Source organism: Acinetobacter sp. TY2 (assembly GCF_046269225.1).
Lineage (GTDB): Bacteria > Pseudomonadota > Gammaproteobacteria > Pseudomonadales > Moraxellaceae > Acinetobacter.
Map to the genome: position 1 here is coordinate 24,782 of NZ_JBJZOR010000023.1, position 21,315 is coordinate 46,096.

Annotated in this window: 24 protein-coding genes; 10 read left to right on the plus strand and 14 right to left on the minus strand. The window is 37.7% G+C overall.

Annotation, left to right across the window (positions count from 1 at the left end; translation table 11 throughout):
• The first annotated feature begins 104 nt into the window (after positions 1 to 104).
• From ACK1JC_RS13235 to truA, 3 genes are all read left to right on the plus strand, one after another.
• Positions 105 to 1,511, plus strand: a complete 1,407-nt coding sequence (locus ACK1JC_RS13235; protein ID WP_409512343.1) for a hypothetical protein — start codon at positions 105 to 107, stop codon at positions 1,509 to 1,511.
• A 61-nt stretch (positions 1,512 to 1,572) separates the two neighbouring features.
• A complete protein-coding gene (locus tag ACK1JC_RS13240) occupies positions 1,573 to 2,550 on the plus strand; it encodes an asparaginase domain-containing protein (RefSeq protein WP_409512369.1) in 978 nt (325 codons plus the stop codon).
• A 21-nt stretch (positions 2,551 to 2,571) separates the two neighbouring features.
• A complete protein-coding gene (truA, locus tag ACK1JC_RS13245) occupies positions 2,572 to 3,369 on the plus strand; it encodes a tRNA pseudouridine(38-40) synthase TruA (protein ID WP_409512344.1) in 798 nt (265 codons plus the stop codon).
• A 157-nt stretch (positions 3,370 to 3,526) separates the two neighbouring features.
• Here the strand turns inward: truA and ACK1JC_RS13250 are convergent, their stop codons facing one another.
• A complete protein-coding gene (locus ACK1JC_RS13250; protein ID WP_409512345.1) occupies positions 3,527 to 4,534 on the minus strand; it encodes an AraC family transcriptional regulator in 1,008 nt (335 codons plus the stop codon).
• Between the two features lie 228 nt (positions 4,535 to 4,762).
• On the opposite strand from ACK1JC_RS13250, the gene infA reads away from it, so the two are divergent.
• Positions 4,763 to 4,984: a translation initiation factor IF-1 gene (infA, locus tag ACK1JC_RS13255; RefSeq protein WP_001284370.1), complete on the plus strand. Its 222-nt coding sequence runs from the start codon at positions 4,763 to 4,765 to the stop codon at positions 4,982 to 4,984.
• 106 nt (positions 4,985 to 5,090) lie between these two features.
• Here infA and ACK1JC_RS13260 read toward each other — a convergent pair whose 3' ends face one another.
• Positions 5,091 to 5,453, minus strand: a complete 363-nt coding sequence (locus tag ACK1JC_RS13260; RefSeq protein WP_409512370.1) for a lysozyme inhibitor LprI family protein — start codon at positions 5,451 to 5,453, stop codon at positions 5,091 to 5,093.
• A 238-nt stretch (positions 5,454 to 5,691) separates the two neighbouring features.
• On the opposite strand from ACK1JC_RS13260, the gene ACK1JC_RS13265 reads away from it, so the two are divergent.
• Positions 5,692 to 6,096 (plus strand): hypothetical protein, encoded by a 405-nt coding sequence (locus tag ACK1JC_RS13265; RefSeq protein WP_409512346.1) that lies wholly within the window; start codon positions 5,692 to 5,694, stop codon positions 6,094 to 6,096.
• A gap of 86 nt (positions 6,097 to 6,182) precedes the next feature.
• Here the strand turns inward: ACK1JC_RS13265 and leuB are convergent, their stop codons facing one another.
• The 5 genes from leuB to leuC form a co-directional block, all read right to left on the minus strand.
• The gene (gene leuB / locus ACK1JC_RS13270; RefSeq protein ID WP_409512347.1) at positions 6,183 to 7,262 is read right to left on the minus strand and encodes a 3-isopropylmalate dehydrogenase; all 1,080 of its coding nucleotides are present in this window, start codon (positions 7,260 to 7,262) and stop codon (positions 6,183 to 6,185) included.
• Positions 7,263 to 7,307: 45 nt separating this feature from the next.
• On the minus strand, positions 7,308 to 7,868 hold the full coding sequence (locus ACK1JC_RS13275; protein WP_409512348.1) for a hypothetical protein: 561 nt from the start codon (positions 7,866 to 7,868) through the stop codon (positions 7,308 to 7,310).
• 90 nt (positions 7,869 to 7,958) lie between these two features.
• On the minus strand, positions 7,959 to 8,609 hold the full coding sequence (gene leuD / locus ACK1JC_RS13280; RefSeq protein WP_409512349.1) for a 3-isopropylmalate dehydratase small subunit: 651 nt from the start codon (positions 8,607 to 8,609) through the stop codon (positions 7,959 to 7,961).
• A gap of 11 nt (positions 8,610 to 8,620) precedes the next feature.
• On the minus strand, positions 8,621 to 9,088 hold the full coding sequence (locus ACK1JC_RS13285) for a hypothetical protein (protein ID WP_409512350.1): 468 nt from the start codon (positions 9,086 to 9,088) through the stop codon (positions 8,621 to 8,623).
• A gap of 14 nt (positions 9,089 to 9,102) precedes the next feature.
• Complete coding sequence (gene leuC / locus ACK1JC_RS13290) at positions 9,103 to 10,566, minus strand: 3-isopropylmalate dehydratase large subunit (RefSeq protein ID WP_409512351.1); 1,464 nt, start codon at positions 10,564 to 10,566, stop codon at positions 9,103 to 9,105.
• 235 nt (positions 10,567 to 10,801) lie between these two features.
• Here leuC and ACK1JC_RS13295 point away from each other — a divergent pair, with 235 nt between their 5' ends.
• Positions 10,802 to 11,038: a DUF2061 domain-containing protein gene (locus ACK1JC_RS13295; RefSeq protein ID WP_409512371.1), complete on the plus strand. Its 237-nt coding sequence runs from the start codon at positions 10,802 to 10,804 to the stop codon at positions 11,036 to 11,038.
• Between the two features lie 154 nt (positions 11,039 to 11,192).
• Here ACK1JC_RS13295 and ACK1JC_RS13300 read toward each other — a convergent pair whose 3' ends face one another.
• On the minus strand, positions 11,193 to 12,062 hold the full coding sequence (locus tag ACK1JC_RS13300; RefSeq protein WP_409512352.1) for a hypothetical protein: 870 nt from the start codon (positions 12,060 to 12,062) through the stop codon (positions 11,193 to 11,195).
• Positions 12,063 to 12,257: 195 nt separating this feature from the next.
• Between ACK1JC_RS13300 and ACK1JC_RS13305 the strand changes: the two genes are divergently transcribed.
• Positions 12,258 to 13,115: a LysR family transcriptional regulator gene (locus ACK1JC_RS13305; RefSeq protein ID WP_409512353.1), complete on the plus strand. Its 858-nt coding sequence runs from the start codon at positions 12,258 to 12,260 to the stop codon at positions 13,113 to 13,115.
• Positions 13,116 to 13,158: 43 nt separating this feature from the next.
• Here the strand turns inward: ACK1JC_RS13305 and ACK1JC_RS13310 are convergent, their stop codons facing one another.
• The 3 genes from ACK1JC_RS13310 to ACK1JC_RS13320 form a co-directional block, all read right to left on the minus strand.
• On the minus strand, positions 13,159 to 13,665 hold the full coding sequence (locus tag ACK1JC_RS13310) for a DUF2628 domain-containing protein (protein WP_409512354.1): 507 nt from the start codon (positions 13,663 to 13,665) through the stop codon (positions 13,159 to 13,161).
• An 83-nt stretch (positions 13,666 to 13,748) separates the two neighbouring features.
• A complete protein-coding gene (locus ACK1JC_RS13315; protein WP_409512355.1) occupies positions 13,749 to 13,991 on the minus strand; it encodes a DUF2789 family protein in 243 nt (80 codons plus the stop codon).
• A 203-nt stretch (positions 13,992 to 14,194) separates the two neighbouring features.
• Positions 14,195 to 14,845 carry an HAD family hydrolase gene (locus ACK1JC_RS13320; protein WP_409512356.1) on the minus strand — a complete coding sequence of 217 codons (651 nt, stop codon included), beginning with the start codon at positions 14,843 to 14,845 and terminating at the stop codon, positions 14,195 to 14,197.
• A gap of 182 nt (positions 14,846 to 15,027) precedes the next feature.
• Between ACK1JC_RS13320 and ACK1JC_RS13325 the strand changes: the two genes are divergently transcribed.
• Together ACK1JC_RS13325 and ptsP are read left to right on the plus strand one after the other, a co-directional pair.
• Positions 15,028 to 15,528 carry an RNA pyrophosphohydrolase gene (locus ACK1JC_RS13325; protein WP_409512357.1) on the plus strand — a complete coding sequence of 167 codons (501 nt, stop codon included), beginning with the start codon at positions 15,028 to 15,030 and terminating at the stop codon, positions 15,526 to 15,528.
• 85 nt (positions 15,529 to 15,613) lie between these two features.
• Positions 15,614 to 17,908, plus strand: coding sequence for a phosphoenolpyruvate--protein phosphotransferase (ptsP, locus tag ACK1JC_RS13330; RefSeq protein WP_409512358.1), 2,295 nt, complete (start codon positions 15,614 to 15,616; stop codon positions 17,906 to 17,908).
• A 22-nt stretch (positions 17,909 to 17,930) separates the two neighbouring features.
• On the opposite strand, the gene ACK1JC_RS13335 is transcribed toward ptsP, so the two are convergent.
• Positions 17,931 to 18,131 carry a hypothetical protein gene (locus ACK1JC_RS13335; protein ID WP_409512359.1) on the minus strand — a complete coding sequence of 67 codons (201 nt, stop codon included), beginning with the start codon at positions 18,129 to 18,131 and terminating at the stop codon, positions 17,931 to 17,933.
• 110 nt (positions 18,132 to 18,241) lie between these two features.
• Positions 18,242 to 18,835 (minus strand): LysE family translocator, encoded by a 594-nt coding sequence (locus ACK1JC_RS13340; protein ID WP_409512360.1) that lies wholly within the window; start codon positions 18,833 to 18,835, stop codon positions 18,242 to 18,244.
• A 164-nt stretch (positions 18,836 to 18,999) separates the two neighbouring features.
• Here ACK1JC_RS13340 and ACK1JC_RS13345 point away from each other — a divergent pair, with 164 nt between their 5' ends.
• The gene (locus tag ACK1JC_RS13345) at positions 19,000 to 19,473 is read left to right on the plus strand and encodes an Lrp/AsnC family transcriptional regulator (RefSeq protein ID WP_409512361.1); all 474 of its coding nucleotides are present in this window, start codon (positions 19,000 to 19,002) and stop codon (positions 19,471 to 19,473) included.
• A gap of 57 nt (positions 19,474 to 19,530) precedes the next feature.
• On the opposite strand, the gene ACK1JC_RS13350 is transcribed toward ACK1JC_RS13345, so the two are convergent.
• Positions 19,531 to 21,180, minus strand: coding sequence for an acyl-CoA dehydrogenase family protein (locus ACK1JC_RS13350; RefSeq protein ID WP_409512362.1), 1,650 nt, complete (start codon positions 21,178 to 21,180; stop codon positions 19,531 to 19,533).
• Positions 21,181 to 21,315: the final 135 nt, after the last annotated feature.

The following is a 21,315-nucleotide window of genomic DNA, read 5'->3' on the forward strand; positions in this document are numbered from 1 at the left end:
TATTGTTTGGTTTTTTCTTGGCAGAAAATGCGATAAAAATGATGAATAGTGATGATGTTAGTTTCATGAATAAAGTTCATTGATCTCAATGAAGGGGTTAAAATATGTTGTATGTGATTCCTTTTGTAGTACTACTTTTAGTACTCATCGTGCTGAAAAAGCGCGAATCGGCAAATAAGGAACAAGCTGAAAAATCGAATAAAGCAAGTAGTAGAAAGTCGACCAAAAAAAATACTACACGCTCAACACAAACTCGGCAGACTCAATCCAAAGTCGTCGAAGATGCCGTTGTTATTCAAAAACAGACAACACCATTAAAAGCCGACTTCAAAAAAAATATTGAACGCTTAATTCAAGAAAAAAACTATTTTTCTGCTGAAGCAAAAATCAATCAAGCATTGAATCAAGATAACTCACAACATGAGTTGTATTTATATTTACTTGATGTTCATCAAGCACATAAAGATGATCTAGCTATTGATCAGTTGCTAAATCATATTCGCTCACTCGGCTTAGAAGATATTTCAGCACAAGCTAACGCTAAACAAAAAGCTTATGAAGAGCAAGTTAAAGAATCTTCATCAGATGGTATTGATTTTGATCTTCCAGCAAGTAAAGCTGAGCCAGTAACGCAAAATACACAATCTGCTGCTGCTTTTGATGCGTTAGTCAGTCCAAATACAACAACGGCATCACCAAGTAATAGTTTTGACCTATTACAGTCAGAGCTCGATACTGAAAAATCAGCACCTGTACAACAAACTTCCGTTCCAACGCTTGATTTTTCACAAGAGCTCAAAGAACCTCAAGTACAAGAAACTCAAGCAGAGATTAAACCTCTAGATTTTAATTTCAGCTTAAATTCAGATACCCCAAGTGTGACTGAAGCGCCTGTTGAACCTGTCGCAAAAGCAGTAACATCTGATATTCAACCTTTAGAATTTAGTTTTGATCTTGCACCAAAAACCGAAGAATCCCCTGTCATTGAAAAAGCGGCAACCGTTATTGATCCAACGGACAGTTCTCCTGAGTTTCAGCTTGATTTGCCTGAGCCAATTACGCACGATGCTGTAAAGCCTGCTTCAACAGAAAATATAGCTCCGCAAATTGACAGTAGCCTCGATTTTAACTTTGACATTGCAAAAGAAGTTCCGCAAGAAGTATCAACAACAGAACCAAGCCTAAGCCTTGATTTTGAGCCAAGTGTTACTGAACCTGCATTATCCGAACCAACAGAAGAAATCGTTGCAACTATACCAGTTTTTGATACTCAAAAAGCTGAGCTTGTACCTGAATCAATTCCTACAGCACAAGCAAGTAATGATCCACTCGTACAATCATTCCCTGAGCTATTATCTATCGATGATGCTCAACTCAATTTGGATTTGGCAGAAAAGTATATTGAACTCGGTGTCTATGACTCAGCACGTCAATTATTGAATGGCACTCAAGATTACACCCCTGCACAACGTGAACAGTCAGAAAATTTACTGAGTCGCATAGCTTCTTAAAAAAAATCGATTTAAGATAAAGCAGTCATTTATGACTGCTTTTTTTATGCTGATGAAGAATATGAATAAAATTGCCTTAATCTATATGGGTGGAACTTTTGGTTGTATTGGTGAACCACTAAGCCCAATGCCTGAATCGACCTTTATTCCGCAGCTACAACAGCTATTGCCCACAAAATATCAAACTATAGTAAGCTGCTTTCAAGCCGCCTCGATTAAAGACAGTAGTGCTTGTACGGCTCAAGATTGGTTGCAACTGATTCAGCAAATTCAAACCTTACAACTGCAAAATTTCCAACACTTTATTATCATTCATGGTACAGACACACTCAGTTATGCATCAGCAGTCTTGGCACAGTTTTTACAACAGTCATGCCACGTTATTCTTACAGGAAGCCAATTCCCACTTTTAAATATTGAAGGAACAGCACTTCGTTCAAAGACGGATGCCTTAGATAATCTCAATACATCACTTGAAGCAATAACTCAAATTAAAGCAGGCGCCTATCTTGCTTTCCATCAACAAATTTTTTATGCACAAACAGCCTTTAAAGTGCATACAACCGACTTAAATGCCTTCAATGGCATAACTATTCAGGAAGAACACCAAGATTTCTCTAGTAAAGCTTTATTGCCTTTACACGTTGAAATGATGCATATCGAAAAAGCAAACATGCTCAATATCATCAATTGGATGATGTTACCAATTGAAAAAAATCAACTTAGCCAAAATTTAAAACAACTACTCAATCAAGTACCTGACTTCCTAATTATTCAAGCCTACGGTACAGGAAACCTAGCAGTAAATGATGAAATTATAAATTTATTTCAGCAATTACGTACACTCGGTTGTCAAACCATTCTCACTACACAAGTTCTACACGGCGGAATAGATCAACGCTATGCAATTAGCCAATGGATTAAAGAAACAGGCATTTTATTGAGTAATTCACATACTCAAGCCGATCTTTATGCCAAAATTCTGAAAATTTATTTACAATACCCCACTTCGGAACAATGGCATGACCATTGGCAATGATCATCCTGAATAGAGGTTTTTATGCAACGCTTTGCAATTGGAATTGAGTTTTGTGGTATGCGGTTTAAAGGTTGGCAAACTCAACAGGCGGGCGTGCGTAGCATTCAAGAAACCTTAGAAAAAGTACTTAGTACCATTGCCGATGAACCAATCATTTTACATGGTGCGGGTCGTACCGATGCAGGCGTACATGCCACCAATATGGTCGCTCACTTTGATACCAATGCTATTCGCCCGCTAAAGGGTTGGTTGATGGGTGCAAATAGCCAACTTCCTAAAGATATTTCGATTCAATGGATTAAAGAAATGGATATGGATTTTCATGCCCGTTTCAAAGCCAAATCTCGTCGTTATCGTTATGTAGTTTATCAGTCACCAAGTCGCCCTGCACTACTCTATAAGCAAGTGACCCATGCCTATTATCCGCTCGATGTTGATAAAATGATTGTAGCTGCGCAAAAGTTTGAAGGTACGCATAACTTTGAAAGTTTCCGTGCAGCAGCCTGTCAATCCAATCAACCTGTACGTCATGTCAGCCATTGTCGATTGATTCGTCATGGCAACTATCTAGTATTAGATATTCAGGCAGACGGCTTCTTACATCACATGGTACGTAATATCATGGGCTGTTTATTAGAAGTGGGGCAAGGTCTATATGATGTTGATCATATTGATGAAATTTTTGCAGCAGAAGATCGTAAAGCGGCAGGTATTACTGCTCCACCCGATGGTCTATATTTTATTCAAGCACATTATCCTGAGCAATTTGAACTACCTCAACAGCCTTTAGGACCACATTGGTTGAATATGCCTGAGTAACTTCAGTATATTTTAAATGCTTAATGGGAAAATTATTCCCAATGGTTTATTAAATCTACCGAATTGTTCATTCATTTATTTTTCTCAAACAATAGCCCAATAAAAAAGCTCCGAATATTACAATTCGAAGCTTTTTTGAGTATCACAATTAGAAATATTAACGCTGTTTACGCTTTCTATACTCCACAGGCGTTTCATTCGTCCACCGCTTAAATGCTCGGTAAAACGTACTCGGCTCAGAGAAACCAGTTAAATATACAATGCGTTCAACACTTTCACTCGTATTCGCTAAGAGTTTTTTTGCAAGACGACAACGATAATCCGACAAAATCTGCTGAAAACTTGTGTTTGCCTCAGACAACTGAGTCCGTAAACGACGTGGCGTAATACTGAGCTGTGCAGCAACGGTTTCAAGTGTCGTCTCGCCACTTTCTAAAGTTGAACCAATCGCACGGCGCACTTCACCGACCAAATCATAACGTGCCAATTCTTGTAATTTCTCAATCGCAAGTTGTTCATGCAATTGCAGAAGTTCAGGTTCGGCTTGCCACAGCGGATAATCCAAAATGGAAGGATCGAAATATAAACGGGTTTCTTTCTGCCCTAAACTCACGGGGCATTCATAGACTCGAAGATATTCTTCATCTGCTGCACCTTCACTAAAATTAAAATCGATATAGATCGGCTCAAAACGACCTTCAGTAATAAATTTAAAAAATCGAAGAATACCCGAAATCGCACATTCAGAAAAATGCCGATTAACAATATTTTCCGCCCAAGGTCGTACGCCATTGGTTAGATAACAACGACCGTCTTCCTGTACGAGCGTAGCATGAAAAGCATCACTAATCAGACGCTGATAGGCAAGTGCCCTTTTTAGCCCTTCACCGAAGTTTTCACTTGAAATAAATAAGTGCTCAATCACCTGCCCTCTATACAAAGGCAGATGCTCACCAAGATATAAACCAATGTCTGGGTTTTTACTGACTTCTTCAGCGGCTACCCAAAATGCATATTGTGCATTTAAGGGCGTTCGTGCATTTTGGTCGACTTGATTCAGTGCGACACCCGCTTTTGTTAAAATTTCTTCTGTTGGCAATCCCGCACGTCGGATCGCTTGATAGCCTAATCGTAAAACAACCGAAGCATCCGTTAGCTGACTCACGCAGTCCCCTTCCTTGTATCTTATTCATTATACTTAAATCAGAGATTTTTAGATTACAGTCGATTGACCAAACTGACAACAGTTATCGGTATTTTTTTGTAGAAATTGTTTCATGATCAGTTCGATTAATTAGGATGCATCTGGCACCTGTAAACCTCCATTTGTCTTGTTTTTTTCAAAAAAATTGCCTATAATTTGCCCCTTTCCAATTTGATCATCAGGTAGGCTATGGCCAATAAAGAGGAACTTATCGAGTTCGAAGGCGTTGTCACCGAAACGCTTCCTAATACTATGTTCCGTGTACGTTTAGAAAACGGTCACGAAGTAATCGCCCACATTTCAGGTAAAATGCGTAAACATTATATTCGTATTTTAACTGGCGATAGTGTTAAAGTCGAAATGACACCATACGACTTAACAAAAGGTCGTATTACTTATCGTGCACGCTAAGTCTTAGCAAGCGAAAAGCCACTTTATTAGAGTGGCTTTTTTCATTTACGCCTAGCGCCTATTTAAGCGTTAGATTTTCTACGCCTGTATAAAATCAATTAAAGTATTAGTTGCGCAGTACATTGGTCTTACATCCCACAGTATTACACTCGCGAATGCGCTCTATTAACCACGCATTACGTTCTTGAGTTTGCTCTAAATTACAATTTACAAATACTCTACGTTCCTCGTTATCTGAACATTGCTCATCACGCTCTCGAATCCAAGCCAATTGAGATTTTTTTAAAATACTTTTTTGTGATGTATTTAATTTCCCTTGTAATAATTTATAGTTTTTATTCAGCTCAGCATCAGCACTCGCAAAAATCTTATTTGTACAGTAAATGTCATCATAAGCATTCCGTGCATTTTCGCAGTTATCGGCAAATGCCATGTTTGAACCCATCAACATGAATACACCGAGTAACATTGACTGACCTAGACGCTGAACGGGAGCGTTCATTTTTATTAATGTTTCCATCATTCATTCTCACTTTTTTTATTTGCTGTACTTTGATGTAACCCCGCTACATCAGGATCAATTTTTTAAAAATCACTGAATATAACCAATAATCAGAATTTTCATCACATTTATATTTTAAGCAGAGTTTATATTCTATTATGTTGTTTATTGTGTATTCACTTGCTCTAGAAAAAGGTGGTGGTGTATGAATTGGAAAATATCAATAGCCTCGCTATGTAGTATGGCTCTTTTAACGGCTTGCCAAACTTCTCAGCCTACAAATTACATGCAATTGGACAAATATCTCAACAGCTTCATTGGTCAAGATAGCCAAAAAATTCAACAGCAAATTGATTTTAAATCTCTAGGATATCAAGCAAACCCCACACCCCAACTGACAGACTCAACGCTGACTTATATTATTCTTCGTCCCGTGAACATTCCCGTTACTGTCACTCCAACTGTCGGTGTTAATGCAGCAGGCGTTCCCGTAATTCGCAATGATCCTTCAAGCTCACCAACGTATGATGTCAATTTCAACTGCAAAGTGATTTTCAATTTGAAGAACAATATCGCTCAGTCAATTGATTATTATGGTAAAGCATGTTGATTTAAACATTCGAAATATCAAAATATCGCCATAAAAAAACACAGCCAAAGCTGTGTTTTTTTATTCAATTGAAGCTTCAGGTGAACTTAGTTTAATGCTACAACAACTGCTTGACCCATTTCAATTGTACCGACTTTTTTCATCCCTTCTGACATGATATCGCCTGTACGTAAACCTTGATCTAAAACGCTACCTACTGCATCTTCAATCGCTTTTGCAGCAGCTTCTTCACGGAATGTGTAACGCAGCATCATGGCAACAGAAAGAATCGTTGCTAATGGATTGGCAATGTTTTGACCTGCGATGTCTGGTGCTGAACCATGACATGGCTCATACATCCCTTTACCATTTTCATCTAAAGATGCAGATGGCAACATACCAATTGAACCCGTTAACATTGCTGCCTCATCAGACAAAATATCACCGAACAAGTTACCTGTAACGATCACATCAAACTGTTTAGGCGCACGCACCAATTGCATTGCAGCATTATCAACATACATGTGTGAAAGATTGATTTCAGGATATTCTGCTTCTTTCATTGCCGTCACAGTTTGTTTCCAAAGCTCAGTCACTTCAAGGACATTGGCTTTGTCGACTGAACACACTTTACCACCACGTAAGTTCGCCATATCAAAGGCAACTTTTGCAATACGTTTGATTTCAGATTCTGAATAAACGTCAGTGTTAAAGCCCTGTTTTTCACCGTTTTCTAATTCACGGATACCACGAGGTTGACCAAAATAGATTCCACCTGTCAATTCACGAACAATCAGAATATCTAAACCTGCAACAATTTCAGGTTTTAAGCTTGATGCATCGGCAAGTTGTGGATACAGAATCGCAGGACGTAAGTTTGCAAATAAATTCAATTCACTACGAATTTTCAATAAACCACGTTCAGGACGAATTGAACGTTCAATAGCATCCCACTTTGGACCACCCACTGCACCCAATAAAATTGCATCGGCTTTTTTCGCCTGTTCTGCAGTTACTGCAGGATACGGTTCGCCATGTGCATCAATTGCCGCACCACCAAGTAAACCTTGTTCCCATGTCAATCCAAGGTTGAATTTATCATTTACAGTCGTTAAAACTTGTTCTGCTGCTTTAACAATTTCAGGGCCAATTCCATCGCCCGCTAAAATTAAAATTTGTTTTGACATGAGTGTTTCCATTTGAGGTTTCAGTATCAAATTTACTGAAGAAGTTTAAATTTTTTGTTCAATGTATTCACTCACTCCCGTCACCACATTATAAGGACGACAGAAACGGCGAATAACCCGAGTGTTTTGCAACAAATCTACGCACAATGGTGGTGGCGCAGACACATTCAATAAACTACCGCTATTTTGTTTACGGTCACGGTACATTTTGAATGTATATTTTTGATTGGCTTTAAACCGATGGATCACATGGAATACTTCAGCATGTTGCTGTGATATTGGGTAAAAGCGAATGACTAACTCATGTTGCTTCGCTGGAACGTACAAATAAAGTTGCTTCTTTAACTCAGTACTTTCCGTATATTTCACCCAGCCACGTTTTACAGCATCTGAATTAATTCGTTGTGTTTTTTCATTCACAACAATCAAATCATCCAAACGACCAAACTGACAGCTTTCAGCACCACTACAGTAAATCTGCACAGTATTCTGATTTACATCACTTTTACTGTCAGGGTGTCCTTTAACAGCGTCAAACATTTGACACGCACCTAGCACACTACTGCCAAATACCATCAAAAGACTATAAGCTAAATTTTTGGTCATTGTTTCTGCCCAACCTCACTCAATGAGTGCATACATTGATTTCTTATGCACGTCATGTTAGCAAGAGTTCGGCATTCAAGCCATGTAAAATTAACCTTTGATTTCAGTAAAGACCCAAGGACGTGATTGCTTGGTTTTCGCCTCATAGGCTTTAATGTCATCTGACACTTGTAAAGTTAAACCAATGTCATCAAAACCATTTAACAAACAATGCTTACGAAATGGGTCGACTTCAAATTTGAAGCTTTCGCCATTTGTAGTACGGACTTCTTGCGCTTCAAGATCAATTGTTAACTGATAAGCTTCATTGGCATTACATTCTTTAATTAACTGATCGACAATTTCTTCAGACAAAATTACAGGCAACATGCCATTTTTAAAGCTGTTATTGAAGAAAATGTCTGCATAACTTGGTGCGATTACAGTGCGAAACCCATATTCTTCCAATGCCCACGGCGCATGCTCACGGCTTGAACCACAACCGAAGTTTGCACGTGTAACAAGAATCGTCGCACCTTGATAACGCGGTTGATTCAATACGAAATCTGGGTTTTTGGGACGTTTTGAGTTGTCTTGCCCTAAAAAGCCTTCATCTAAATAACGTAATTCATCAAATAAATTTTCTCCAAAACCTGTACGTTTGATTGATTTCAAAAACTGTTTTGGAATGATCAAGTCTGTATCGACATTGGCACGGTCTAATGGTGCAACGATACCTTGTTCAACGGTATATTTTTTCATGGTCAATCTCGTTATTTAAATCTCAGAGAAGATGACATTTGTTTAATCATCTCATTCATTTTGTCTTTCTCTGATACAGGATAATCAAAGTGGACGACTATAGCCTCTCTATTTTTTACGACAATATGATCATAAAAAATGTTACCCGAAGAAGTATATCCACTGATGGTATAACTGTTCTGCTTCTTTCTTTGATAAGTAATGGAATTCTCTTTAGAATACTCTGATTTTAAAGATGCTAAATATTGCTGATCTGAGTCATAGAATACGCCTGGCGCATGTGTTCCATACGCCCGAATATCTGCTTTACTACCTACCAATTTGAAAATTCGTCCATCGCCATTAATAGATTCTGGATATTGAGTTTTCAATGATGATGGGTAATCAACACAAAACTGAAAACGTGGATTACAATATGTACTCGCATTTACCCATGTAGAACAACTCAATAAAGCGATACACAAAAATCCTATTTTCATATTGAGTAGTCTATTCAAAAGGTTCTCACATCAACAAAGTGACCTGCGATTGCTGCCGCAGCCGCCATTGCAGGACTCACCAAATGCGTACGACCACCATTCCCCTGACGGCCCTCAAAGTTACGGTTTGATGTCGATGCACAATGCTCACCCGGTTGTAATTTGTCAGCGTTCATTGCTAAACACATTGAACAACCTGGCTCACGCCATTCAAAACCTGCTTCGATTAAGATTTTGTCTAAACCTTCCGCTTCCGCTTGCGCTTTCACTAAACCAGAACCCGGAACCACCATCGCTTGTTTAATGGTAGATGCCACTTTTTTGCCTTGAGCAACTTCCGCAGCAGCACGGATATCTTCAATACGTGAGTTGGTGCAAGAACCAATGAATACGCGGTCTAATTGAATATCAGCCAATGCTTGACCTGCTTCTAAGCCCATATAGCTATAAGCACGCGTCCAATCATTGCGCTGTACGTCATCTTTGGCTTGTTCCAAAGTCGGAACCGCTTGAGTTACAGGAATCACCATCTCAGGCGAAGTTCCCCAAGATACTTGGGGTTCAATCTCTTCACCTTGTAATACTACAACGGTATCGAAATGTGCACCTTCATCAGAAACCAAAGTATTCCAATATCCAACTGCGGCATCCCACTCTGTACCTGTTGGCGCATAAGGACGATCTTTCACATAGGCAATGGTTTTGTCATCGACAGCGACCATACCAACACGTGCACCACCCTCAATTGCCATATTACATACGGTCATACGACCTTCAATTGACATATCACGGAATACTTGACCACCAAATTCAATCGCATGACCTGTACCGCCTGCCGTGCCAATTTTTCCGATAATTGCCAATACAACGTCTTTCGATGTCACGCCTTGACCTAACTTACCGTCAACTCGAACCAACATATTCTTCATTTTCTTTTGAACTAAGCATTGAGTTGCCAATACATGTTCAACTTCTGATGTACCAATACCGTGTGCCAAGCAACCAAATGCACCATGTGTCGCAGTATGTGAATCGCCACATACAACCGTCATACCTGGTAAAGTTAAACCTTGTTCAGGGCCAACAACGTGTGCAATACCCTGACGAATATCATTAATTTTAAATTCAACAATATTAAAGGCTTCACAGTTGTCATCCAAAGTTTGTACTTGGATACGTGAAGTATCATCTTCAATACCCGCAATACCTTGTTCACGCTCTTTTTTAGAGGTTGGAACGTTATGGTCTGGTGTTGCTACATTTGCACTTAAACGCCACGGTTGACGATTGGCAAGTTGTAAACCTTCAAAAGCTTGTGGAGAAGTCACTTCATGCAATAAATGACGATCGATATAAAGTAATGCAGAGCCATCATCTCGTTGTTTTACTAGATGGTCATCCCATAATTTGTCATACAACGTCTTTGGAACTTGCGTTTTTGGTATTTGATTTTTTGCTTGTTGGTTTTCGCCTGCCATGTCGAAATGCTCCACTGGACTGGGTAAATTCTTTCATTAAACTGATTATAGCCTCGTTTTTACATAAATCTAATTTATCATTTTTATTAATTTAAAAACTTTTTGGAATTATTAAGTATCATAAATGAAGAGTTAAAAAAATGCATTTACAAAACCAATCACTATCAATCAAAAATTCTTTTTTACTTTATAGATGATAATGATTATTATTTAAATAAATCCAAATTAGATGATAATCCTTATGGCTCGTATTCAAAACTTTGTTCAAAACAATCAACGTATTTTCAAAAAAACATTAAGCTATTACATTATGCACATCACGGTAGCAATGCTCGTGGCATATATCATTACAGGTAATTTTTGGATGGCACTGACTTTAAGCCTAGTTGAACCCACAGTTCAAGCCGTTGCATTTTTCTTTCACGAAAAAGTATGGATTGCCAAAGATCGTAAAAATGCCATCAATCATTAATTTTTATGGATTATCAAATGGAAATCACATAAATAAAAATCGTCATCGCCTACCATTAGGGATGGCTTTTCAATATTGACTAAATAATCTTCAATAAAAAAACTTTTCAAGAATATACTTTAAAGTCCAATACCTTCATAAATAAAAATTATTTTTAATCACTACTTCCACAACTACTGCAACTGCTACACGGTGAAGATGAATCTGAATCACTTTGATGAGATTGATCAGAGTCTGTTGTTGAGGATGACGCTGTATTTGAAATATCTGAAAATGATGAAGTCGCCGATGAACAAGATGAAATCGTACTACGTCCTTGTGAATGAATGTGTTGAAACAATGTCGTAATAACTACCATATTAAATGTGATCCCTCTCTCCCAAGCCGAAACTTGATCCGCTAAAAATAAACGTGGTATATCTTTTGGTTGCTGCTGATCGAGTCGATACAATGAACAGCTCACCACCCACGTATTTAAAAGTTGTTGATTTTGGATGTTTTTCTGCATTCGATTGGGTGCTGTTTGATGTGGCTTATGTAACAACTCAAAACCAAGTATGTTCTGACACATTTGCATATAAAATTCAGGAAACTGTTCTAAAAGTAAATGCCACAATGCATCAACTGCATGTGAAGGCATTGCATAAGACTGATTTTTAATAATATGTAATGCCAAATAGTCTTTAAATGATTCTTCCACAAAAGGCTGATTGATCACATGGAACTGGGGATATTTTTGACGAAATGCAATCCAAATATTATCTGGCAAGTTAAATTGATCTAACTTTTGTATTTTTTTCATCCGCTTAAGTCGCCATATCCCCCAAATTAAAAATGCAATAAACCAATACACCAGAATGAAGCTCAAATACGGAAAAAAATAACTGAGCAACAAGATAGGAATCGCACTCAGCATTGCGATTTTTACAAAATTTTGCCAATTTGTTCGATAGCCATAACGAAAAAATTGAGCATTCGAGTTGAACTGATATGAGGCTTTTTGTCTTTGCAAAGGTGAACTCATTTTTTATTTTTAGTGTTTTATTAAGTTAGCCTAAATCTCAAAATGACAGTTAAAAAAATTGTAAATATCTTCTGTACAGTCAATAAACCTGAATTTTTACTCACAAAATGTATGTTTTTTAAATTTTTACTTTGATTTATTCTTAAAAATTCTAAATAATAAAATTAGCATAAAAAATATTTATGGATGGTAGCAATGAACTTAGCAGCTTTCGAAGCATTTGTAAGAGTAATGGAAACTGGCTCCATTTCGATGGCAGCAGATCTTCTATTTATTACTCAACCCGCAGTGACAAAACGTATTCATAGCCTCGAAGATTATTTCGGAGTAAAGCTTTTTGAATCGGCAGGTCGTGGCGTACAAGCGACCCATGCAGCACACTCACTTTTGCCTAAAGTCAAAAATTGGCTCAATGAGCTCGGTGATATTCACCATACCCTAAGCCATGAACAAGGCGAAGTTCGGGGCAAATTAAAAATTGGAACGAGTCATCATATTGGTCTACATCATTTGCCTGCACATTTGAAAAAATATGTACAAAAATTTCCTGAAGTTAAACTTGATGTTCATTTTGTCGATTCAGAACAGGCACATGAACAAGTCCTTGCTGGTGATTTGGAGTTGGCATTTTTAACTTTACCGCCTCAAGGTGACGAGCGTTTAAAATATATTACTATTTGGGAAGATCCACTGATCTTTGTAGTTGCTCCGTTTCATCCCTTAGCACAAAAAAATAATTTAAAACTTGAAGATTTAATTGAATATCCAAGTTTATTGCCTGCAGCACAAACATATACGACACAAATCACCTTGACTGAGTTTGAACGCCAAGGCTTAAAACCAAAAATCACGATGAGCAACAATCCATTAGAGTCGATCAGAATGCTGGTTTCGATTGGTTTAGGATGGTCTGTACTTCCGAAAACATTATTGAATCAAGATTTAAAACAACTCGATATTCCGCTAGAAATGAACCGTCAATTGGGCATGGTATGGCATCCTTCAAGAACTCAATCACGTGCCGTTCAAGAGCTCATTGAAATGATGAAATAATCTGTGACCTCGAGCAGTTCTATTGAATTGCTCGAATCATTTTTTAGCCACCATAAAATATTCCAACTCCAAGCAATAGAATAATCAAAACAAATAGCGACCAAGCAAGTACAGGATTTGTACCACCTTGTTCCTGAGCTTCTTCAATCCCCCTCACGGATGTTGTTAATTTTTTATCTACAAAATTTTTATATAATCCATTCCCACTCAATCCCAACGTCACAGCTACAGCAATTGAAATTGCACGATCAGTAGAGTCAGATATTTCTACAAAATCGGCAAAAATGCCGTATATAATCATGAATGCAATATAGATAAAGCCATACGCATACATTTTTCGATAGAATAACCAAATTGGGCCAATAAAAAAGGCAGCGATATTGAAGCCCCTTTTGGGTTTTAATGCTTCTAAATTTTGGAATTTTTCTTGATAATAACTTTGATATTTCTTACCGATAAAAGCAGCATACAATTCATCTTTTTTTGACTGATGCGTAACGGACTCAGATTCTGAAAATGGTGGCGGGATAACAGGCTTTTCTAAATCCATTCATTATTCCTCTTGTTATTTATTGTCATTAAATAAAAGCAGAACAACACTTAATGTTGTTCTACTAATTTAAAATTTAATTTTTATTTCACTGAATCTTCATGCAATGCTTCATTCAATTGGTCAACTACAATTGCCCAAGCACCATCAGATTTAATTTTTTCTGCTAAAAATTGACGTTGTCCATCCGTCCAAAATTCTGCATCAATAATTAAAGTATGCGCATCTAACTGATGACTTTCAATAAAATTTTGAATGGCTTGTTCGCTTGAATCTAAACCCAATTGTTCAAATAAATTAGTCATACGTGGACGTACTTGGCTCATTGTTATTGCTCTCATCTGTTTATAAATTTATTTATTCAACATAGCATTTTTAAACCTAATGTGAAGTACAAAATATTAATTTTTATAAAATTTTACAAAAGTACTCGAAATTTTATTCTTGTTTTCAAATAAAAAAACAGAACGAATGTTCTGTTTTTCACTTCTTTTAATAACGATTTGAATAATATTTCATTGCAACCTGATTAAATAGACCAATCTTGAATATCCCAACCTTGCTCTTTTGCAAGTATTTCAAGACGATCATCAGGATTAACCGCAATGGCATGATCTGCATATTCCAATAGAAAACGGTCATTGATTGAATCTGAATATGCCCATGATTCTGTTACATCACGACCTTCAAGCCATTGATCTAACCGCGTCAATTTTCCTTTTTGATAACACGGCACATTAATCACTTTCCCAGTGTACTTGCCATCTTTTATTTCAGCATTCGTGGCAATAATTTCAGTAATCCCAAATTCACGGAAAATTGGTGCAGTAATAAAATCTGAAGTTGCAGTAATTCCCACCAACTGATGCCCTGCATCTTTATGCGCTTGAATGGCTTTAAAACCTTCTGGACGCATTTGTGCACGAATGACTTTTTTCATAAACAATTGATGTAATTCTATTAAATACTCATTGTCATGTTGAGTCAAAAACTCAAAAACAAATTCATTATAAGCAATTGGATCCAGTTGACCTGCTTTGTAATCCTCATAAAACTTGTCATTCATGGCACGATGTCGAACCGCATCCACCAAGCCTTCATTGACCAAAAACTCTCCCCAAGAATGGTCAGAGTCGGTATTAAGTAAGGTGTGGTCTAGATCAAATAACGCCAGTTTCATGAAAATACCTGTTTAATCTGAAAATAAAGAAAAATTTTGTAAATCTATTTCCGCATGACGCAAGAAATTCGTTAAGATCATAGCAATTTTACAACATTATTACTTTGGCTTTGTCGCGTTGGATAAAAATGTGAGTGTCCCCATATACAAAGTCAGAAATATTATTAATTTTTAGGTGCCAAATGATCGATTCAGAAGGTTTCCGACCGAATGTCGGGATCATTTTGGCAAACGATAGTGGACAAGTTTTATGGGCAAAACGCATTGGTCACAATGCATGGCAATTTCCTCAAGGTGGAATCCAATTTGGAGAAACACCTGAGCAAGCGCTGTATAGAGAACTGCGGGAAGAGATTGGTCTCTTACCTGAGCATGTCCAAATCATAGCCCAGACAGATGATTGGTTACACTATCGTTTGCCCCTTCGATACATTCGGTCTGATTCAGATCCGATTTGTATTGGACAAAAGCAAAAATGGTTTTTATTAAAACTCACAGCTTCAACGAAAAATATTCAGTTGAACTTGTCTGATCCGCCAGAGTTTGATCAATGGCAATGGGTAAGTTATTGGTATCCATTGGGTCAGGTGGTGAATTTTAAACGAGATGTTTATCGTAAAGCCATGATGGAGCTGTGTATGCATCTCCCAAAGCCTGAGTACGAAAACTCATCCAAAATGTGAATGATTTTTCAAAAAAGTGCTGTTATAACTACAGCACGATAATATTTTTATAAAATAATTGACTATATTAAGGGAGTATACATTCATGTCTAACATGCAACTTGACACGTTAAGGCGTATTGTCCAAGAGATCAATTCGTCTGTCAGTTTGCATGAATCCCTTGAAATTATGGTCAATCAAGTATCTCAAGCCATGCATGTTGATGTATGTTCAATCTATTTACTCGATGAACGCAATCAACGCTATGTACTTATGGCAACCAAAGGGTTAAATCCAGAATCGGTTGGTAATGTTTCTCTTCAACTCGGTGAAGGGCTTGTCGGCTTAGTCGGTCAACGTGAAGAAATTGTCAACTTAGACAATGCATTCAAACATGAACGCTTTGCTTATTTTCCTGAAACGGGCGAAGAGGTCTATAACTCATTTCTTGGCGTACCTGTTATGTACCGTCGCAAAGTGATGGGTGTACTCGTCGTCCAAAACACTGAACCTCAAGACTTTAGCGAAGCCGCTGAATCATTCCTTGTCACCCTATGCGCACAGCTTTCAGGCGTTATTGCACATGCACATGCTGTGGGTAATATTGATGTTTTCCGTAAGCCAAGCAATTCATCTAACTATAAAACCTTTCAGGGATCATCGGGTGCGGGAGGTATTGCACTTGGTCGTGCCATCATTCTCTATCCACAAGCAGATTTGTCAGCAGTACCTGATCGTGATGCAGATGACATCAGCGAAGAACTTGCTCTGCTCGATCAGGCGATTGAATCTGTTCGTGTCGAAATTCGTTCGCTCGATGACAAAATGCAAGACTCTCTCATGGCAGAAGAGCGTGCGCTTTTTAGCGTATTCTTACGTATGCTCGATGAAAATAGCTTACCTGCGGAAATCAAAGAACTCGTCCGTGATGGGAGTTGGGCTCAAGGTGCAGTCAAAGATGTAATTGAACGTCATGTTGCCCTTTTTGCTCAAATGGAAGATGACTATTTACGTGAACGAGTTTCTGACTTAAAAGATCTGGGACGTCGTATCCTTGCTGCATTACAAGAAGGTGATACCAGCCACAAAGAAATCACCTCTGAAAGTATTCTCATTGGTGAAGAAATTAGTACTGCTGCATTGGTTGAACTTCCAGTCGATAAAATAGCAGCAATTGTTACTTCTGAAGGTGCCGCCAACTCACATATGGTGATTGTGGCACGTGCGCTTGGTATTCCAACCGTTGTTGGTGTAACTGAACTTCCGATCAATACGCTTGACGATGTTGAAATGATTGTCGATGCCTATCAAGGGCGAGTATTCATTAATCCACCTCGTCGTTTGCGCACACGTTACAAAGAAATTCAAAAAGAAGAAGAACAAATTGCCAAAGATTTAAAGCAGTACGAAACTAAAGATTCAATCACCCCTGATGGCGTTGAGGTCAAACTTTATGTCAACACAGGCTTGATGATTGATGTGGTACGTGGTGTACAACGTGGTGCAAAAGGCGTTGGGCTATATCGTTCTGAAATTCCATTTATGCTTCGTGATCGCTTTCCGGGTGAAGAAGAACAACGAGCAATTTACCGTCAACAGCTAAGCCACTTTGCCAACAAACCTGTGATTATGCGTACCCTCGATATTGGTGCGGATAAAGACTTACCTTATTTTGAAATTGAAGAAGAAAACTCAGCACTTGGATGGCGTGGTATTCGCTTTACACTTGATCATCCTGAGATTTTTTCTTCACAAATTCGTGCCATGCTCAAAGCCAGTATTGGTCTGAATAATTTACATATTTTGCTGCCAATGGTCACGAGCGTCAGTGAAGTTGAAGAAGCACTTTACTTACTTGAACGTGATTGGATGGCAGTTCAAGAAGAAGAACAGGTCAAAATCAATAAGCCTAAAATTGGCATTATGGTTGAAGTACCAAGTGTACTTTTACAAATTGGTGAATTTGCCGAATTGGTTGATTTTTTCTCTGTCGGTTCAAACGATTTAATTCAATATTTGTTGGCAGTTGACCGTAACAACTCTCGTGTTTCGAGTGTTTACTCGCACTTCCATCCTTCGGTATTACGTGCTTTAACTCGCTTAGTCGAAGAGTGTCATAAATATGATAAACCAATTAGTATCTGTGGTGAGATGGCGGGTGATCCCCTGTCTGCGATTTTACTGATGGCGATGGGCTTCAATACCCTATCAATGAGTTCGAGTAATATTCTACGAGTACGTAAAGCGATTTGTCATGTACCGATGACCGATGCCCAAAAACTACTTGAAGAAGTGGTCAAAATGAATAATCCACTGATGGTGAAAAGTTGGATGGAATATTACTTCCGTCATCACGGTCTTGCAGATATGGTAAAATCAAATCGAATGATAAATATTTAATTTTTATATGGAAAATATAAATTTAAGCCAAACGATGATTAGAAAATAGCGTGTATAAAAAAGGGAGATAATCTTGCGAATATCTCCCTTTTTTATGTTTTGTATAACCTCGTTTTGTATTTTTCTTTCGATCTACAAACACTTGGCTTTTATTTACATCAAACATATGTTTTGCCACAAAGTTATGAATTACAACTTCGGCTATAGCTTTTTTCTTTGCCATTTTACTCACCATTTTTCAGTTCAAACATCCTCAAGACGTTGAACATATAATGGGCTTTTTTGTAGAAAATACAAGTTAATTTCAAATGTAAAATGTCATCTATCAGACAGCTAAATCAATAATTCTTTATACAATAAACTCAATGCTAAAAAGCTCATCATCAATGCAAGACTTTTCAATAAAATTTTTTGCACTTTTATATTTTTGAGTACTTGTTTCAGCCGAAATGAACAGAAAATATAAAGTCCACCGACCAATATTAAAGTCAGTATCGTTACAATCGTCAATAATATACTTTTATCTTTAATTGAAACTGAGCTAAAAATAGCAGGGACTAATGCTAAATAGAATGAAATTGTTTTTGGATTACTCAATGTAATCAACAATCCATCTCTATAAGCTGTGATTGCTTGGTCTGTATTGAATGCCAAGGGAACTTCTAGTAAATCCCCTTTAAAGCGCCAAAATTGAGAAGATAAATATAATAAATAAAGACTAGAGAATATCACCAAATAAAAAGCAAAACTTGGACTCAATTGATTTAAATAACCCAATAAAAAAATAGAAACAGTTAAATACAGAATATCGCCTGTGATCAGCCCCGAAAGCATAACCACACCTGCTCGATATCCTTGCGACAGTGTCTTAAACATTAAACCTGTCATACCAGGACCTGGAAGAATTGCAGCTAAGAATAAGGTCATGAAGTAAATTAGAAATTGATGAATATGTTCCATTTGTTACGATTTATCTAAAAATAATAGGACTATTTTTAGATAAATGAGCAGGTAAAACTGATCTATTTATTCCAAATTTTATTCAAAAAAAGGTATAAATAACCTATAAATTTCAAAAAAATGGAACGTTTATGACTTTTTCAAAAATTGATAAGACCGATGCAAAAATATTAAAGCTACTACAATATGATTCTCGTATGAGTAATGCAGAACTTTCTGAAAAAATTGGTATGTCAGCATCACCTTGTTGGCGTCGAGTAAAACAACTCGAAAATACTCAAGTGATTAAAGGTTATGGTGTATTACTCGATCGGAAAAAAATTGGCTTAGGGGTGATGGTTTTTATTCGTGTTTCAATTGATAGCCATAGTGAAAAAGAAGCTAAAAAATTTGAAGAGGAAGTGAGCGCCTTAGAGCATGTTGTCGCTTGTTATAGTATTGGTGGAGATGCCGATTTTTTACTTCAAGTCGTATCGCCTGATTTAGATACCTATGCAGAATTTTCTATGTCTATTATTCGTCGTCTACCGGGGATTAAAGAAATGCAAAGTATGTTTGTCTTAAAAGAATTAAAGCCCTTTTTAGGTTATCCGATCAATCCTTAACTCATACAAATGAGCAATAAAAAAAGCTCAAACCAAAATTTGAGCTTCATTAATCTTTTAAACAGCCAATGCCCGATCTAAAATACTTTCAACATTAACAACTTTGGCATCAATCATGCCCACCACTTGCCCATGAAATTCGCTATAACGCGTGGCAATAAAGGCATTGGCAACAAAATCAGGGGCATAACGTTTCAGCAAAACTGATTGCGCAAGAATAGTTAAACGACTGACTAAACTCCGTCCCATAAATTGTAAATCATCGGGAGATTGTTGGAAGAGCCTGAATAAATTTTGTAGTTCATTTTGCAAAGTTTGATCTGTACTTGCCGTTTGAGCCAAGTCTTGAAATAGAACTTCAATCGACTCACGATCTCGTGCAATTGCCCGAAGTACATCAAGACACATCACATTACCCGAACCTTCCCAAATGGTATTGACTGGTGCTTCTTTAAAAATTCGAGCCATGATGCCATTATCGACATAACCATTGCCACCAAAGACTTCCATCATTTCCCCTGTCAATTCAACAGCACGTTTGCAAATCCAAAACTTAGATGCAGGCGTCATGATGCGCTTCCATGCAAGCGACAAAGCATCATCACTTTCATAGCAATGTGCTAGGTGGAAACTGAGTTGCATGGCAGCTTCTGTTTCTAAAGCCAAATCGGTCAAAACTGCTTGCATCAAAGGCTGTTCTGCCAAATATTTACCAAAGGCTTTACGCTGACGAGTATAAGCAAGACATTGCACCAATGCTTGACGCAGTATGGCACTTGAACCGACTGAACAAGTGAGCCGAGTATAATTCGCCATTTCAATAATGGTCGGAATGCCACGCCCTGCCTCACCAATCATGATGCCCCACGCCTCTTTAAATTCAACTTCCGAGCTTGAGTTACTACGATTTCCAACTTTTTCTTTTAAGCGTTGAATGTGAATATTGTTCTTGGTGCCATCTTCCAACCAACGAGGTACAAAGAAACACGCCAAACCATCTTGTTCAGTTTTCGCCACCACCAAATGTGCATCACACATCGGTGCAGAGAAAAACCATTTATGTCCTGTGAGTAAGTAGGCTTTGCCCCGACCTGACTCAGCGACAGGAATCGCCATCGTTTCATTGGCACGAACATCTGAACCGCCCTGCTTTTCAGTCATCCCCATGCCCATCCAAATCGATTTCTTTTCAGCAATAGGAATGTCACGTTCATCATATTCAGTCGATAATAGCTTTTTGCCTATTTTTGCCCACAACTCAGGCTCATTTTGAATCAGTGGAATACTACCTAAAGTCATAGAATTTGGGCATAAATTGCCACATTCAACTTGTCCACTGAGAAAAAATCGTGCTGCCCAATCGACCCATTTTGAGGTGGATTGTGAATGGTTAAATGGATAAGCATGGGTGTCAAATTGTCGATTTAATCCCATCCATTTATGCCATGCAGGATGAAATTCTACAAAATCTATACGACGTCCTCGTGCATCGAAATTATGTAAAATTGGTGTGTGTTTATTGGCTAAATCTGCGTATTGGTAATATTCAGTTGAACCGACAATCTGTGCAAACTCAGTCAGTTTTTTCTGATCTTGACTACCGTAGCGTTGTAATATTTCTTGTAGCACCTGATCTGTAGTAAACAAATTGTAGTTTTGCAGTTCATCAAATTGGTTGCTGATTTGATGGGTCATCCATGCATTCATTTTTTGTATTTCCTATACACTTTTGTCTAGATTAAATTATGTATCTCACCAAAAATTTACCACATTTCACATATATAAAAATATCAATAATTTCAAAGCAAAATTTACATTTAAAAAAACAAAAAACCGCCCGAG

Coding starts and splice junctions, on each gene's coding strand:
- ACK1JC_RS13235 (WP_409512343.1), top strand. CDS start 105: ATGTTGTATGTGATTCCTTTTGTAGTACTACTTTTAGTACTCATCGTG.
- ACK1JC_RS13240 (WP_409512369.1), top strand. CDS start 1,573: ATGAATAAAATTGCCTTAATCTATATGGGTGGAACTTTTGGTTGTATT.
- truA (WP_409512344.1), top strand. CDS start 2,572: ATGCAACGCTTTGCAATTGGAATTGAGTTTTGTGGTATGCGGTTTAAA.
- infA (WP_001284370.1), top strand. CDS start 4,763: ATGGCCAATAAAGAGGAACTTATCGAGTTCGAAGGCGTTGTCACCGAA.
- ACK1JC_RS13260 (WP_409512370.1), bottom strand. CDS start 5,453: ATGTTACTCGGTGTATTCATGTTGATGGGTTCAAACATGGCATTTGCC.
- ACK1JC_RS13265 (WP_409512346.1), top strand. CDS start 5,692: ATGAATTGGAAAATATCAATAGCCTCGCTATGTAGTATGGCTCTTTTA.
- leuB (WP_409512347.1), bottom strand. CDS start 7,262: ATGTCAAAACAAATTTTAATTTTAGCGGGCGATGGAATTGGCCCTGAA.
- ACK1JC_RS13275 (WP_409512348.1), bottom strand. CDS start 7,868: ATGACCAAAAATTTAGCTTATAGTCTTTTGATGGTATTTGGCAGTAGT.
- leuD (WP_409512349.1), bottom strand. CDS start 8,609: ATGAAAAAATATACCGTTGAACAAGGTATCGTTGCACCATTAGACCGT.
- ACK1JC_RS13285 (WP_409512350.1), bottom strand. CDS start 9,088: ATGAAAATAGGATTTTTGTGTATCGCTTTATTGAGTTGTTCTACATGG.
- leuC (WP_409512351.1), bottom strand. CDS start 10,566: ATGGCAGGCGAAAACCAACAAGCAAAAAATCAAATACCAAAAACGCAA.
- ACK1JC_RS13300 (WP_409512352.1), bottom strand. CDS start 12,062: ATGAGTTCACCTTTGCAAAGACAAAAAGCCTCATATCAGTTCAACTCG.
- ACK1JC_RS13305 (WP_409512353.1), top strand. CDS start 12,258: ATGAACTTAGCAGCTTTCGAAGCATTTGTAAGAGTAATGGAAACTGGC.
- ACK1JC_RS13310 (WP_409512354.1), bottom strand. CDS start 13,665: ATGGATTTAGAAAAGCCTGTTATCCCGCCACCATTTTCAGAATCTGAG.
- ACK1JC_RS13315 (WP_409512355.1), bottom strand. CDS start 13,991: ATGAGCCAAGTACGTCCACGTATGACTAATTTATTTGAACAATTGGGT.
- ACK1JC_RS13320 (WP_409512356.1), bottom strand. CDS start 14,845: ATGAAACTGGCGTTATTTGATCTAGACCACACCTTACTTAATACCGAC.
- ACK1JC_RS13325 (WP_409512357.1), top strand. CDS start 15,028: ATGATCGATTCAGAAGGTTTCCGACCGAATGTCGGGATCATTTTGGCA.
- ptsP (WP_409512358.1), top strand. CDS start 15,614: ATGTCTAACATGCAACTTGACACGTTAAGGCGTATTGTCCAAGAGATC.
- ACK1JC_RS13335 (WP_409512359.1), bottom strand. CDS start 18,131: ATGGCAAAGAAAAAAGCTATAGCCGAAGTTGTAATTCATAACTTTGTG.
- ACK1JC_RS13340 (WP_409512360.1), bottom strand. CDS start 18,835: ATGACCTTATTCTTAGCTGCAATTCTTCCAGGTCCTGGTATGACAGGT.
- ACK1JC_RS13345 (WP_409512361.1), top strand. CDS start 19,000: ATGACTTTTTCAAAAATTGATAAGACCGATGCAAAAATATTAAAGCTA.
- ACK1JC_RS13350 (WP_409512362.1), bottom strand. CDS start 21,180: ATGAATGCATGGATGACCCATCAAATCAGCAACCAATTTGATGAACTG.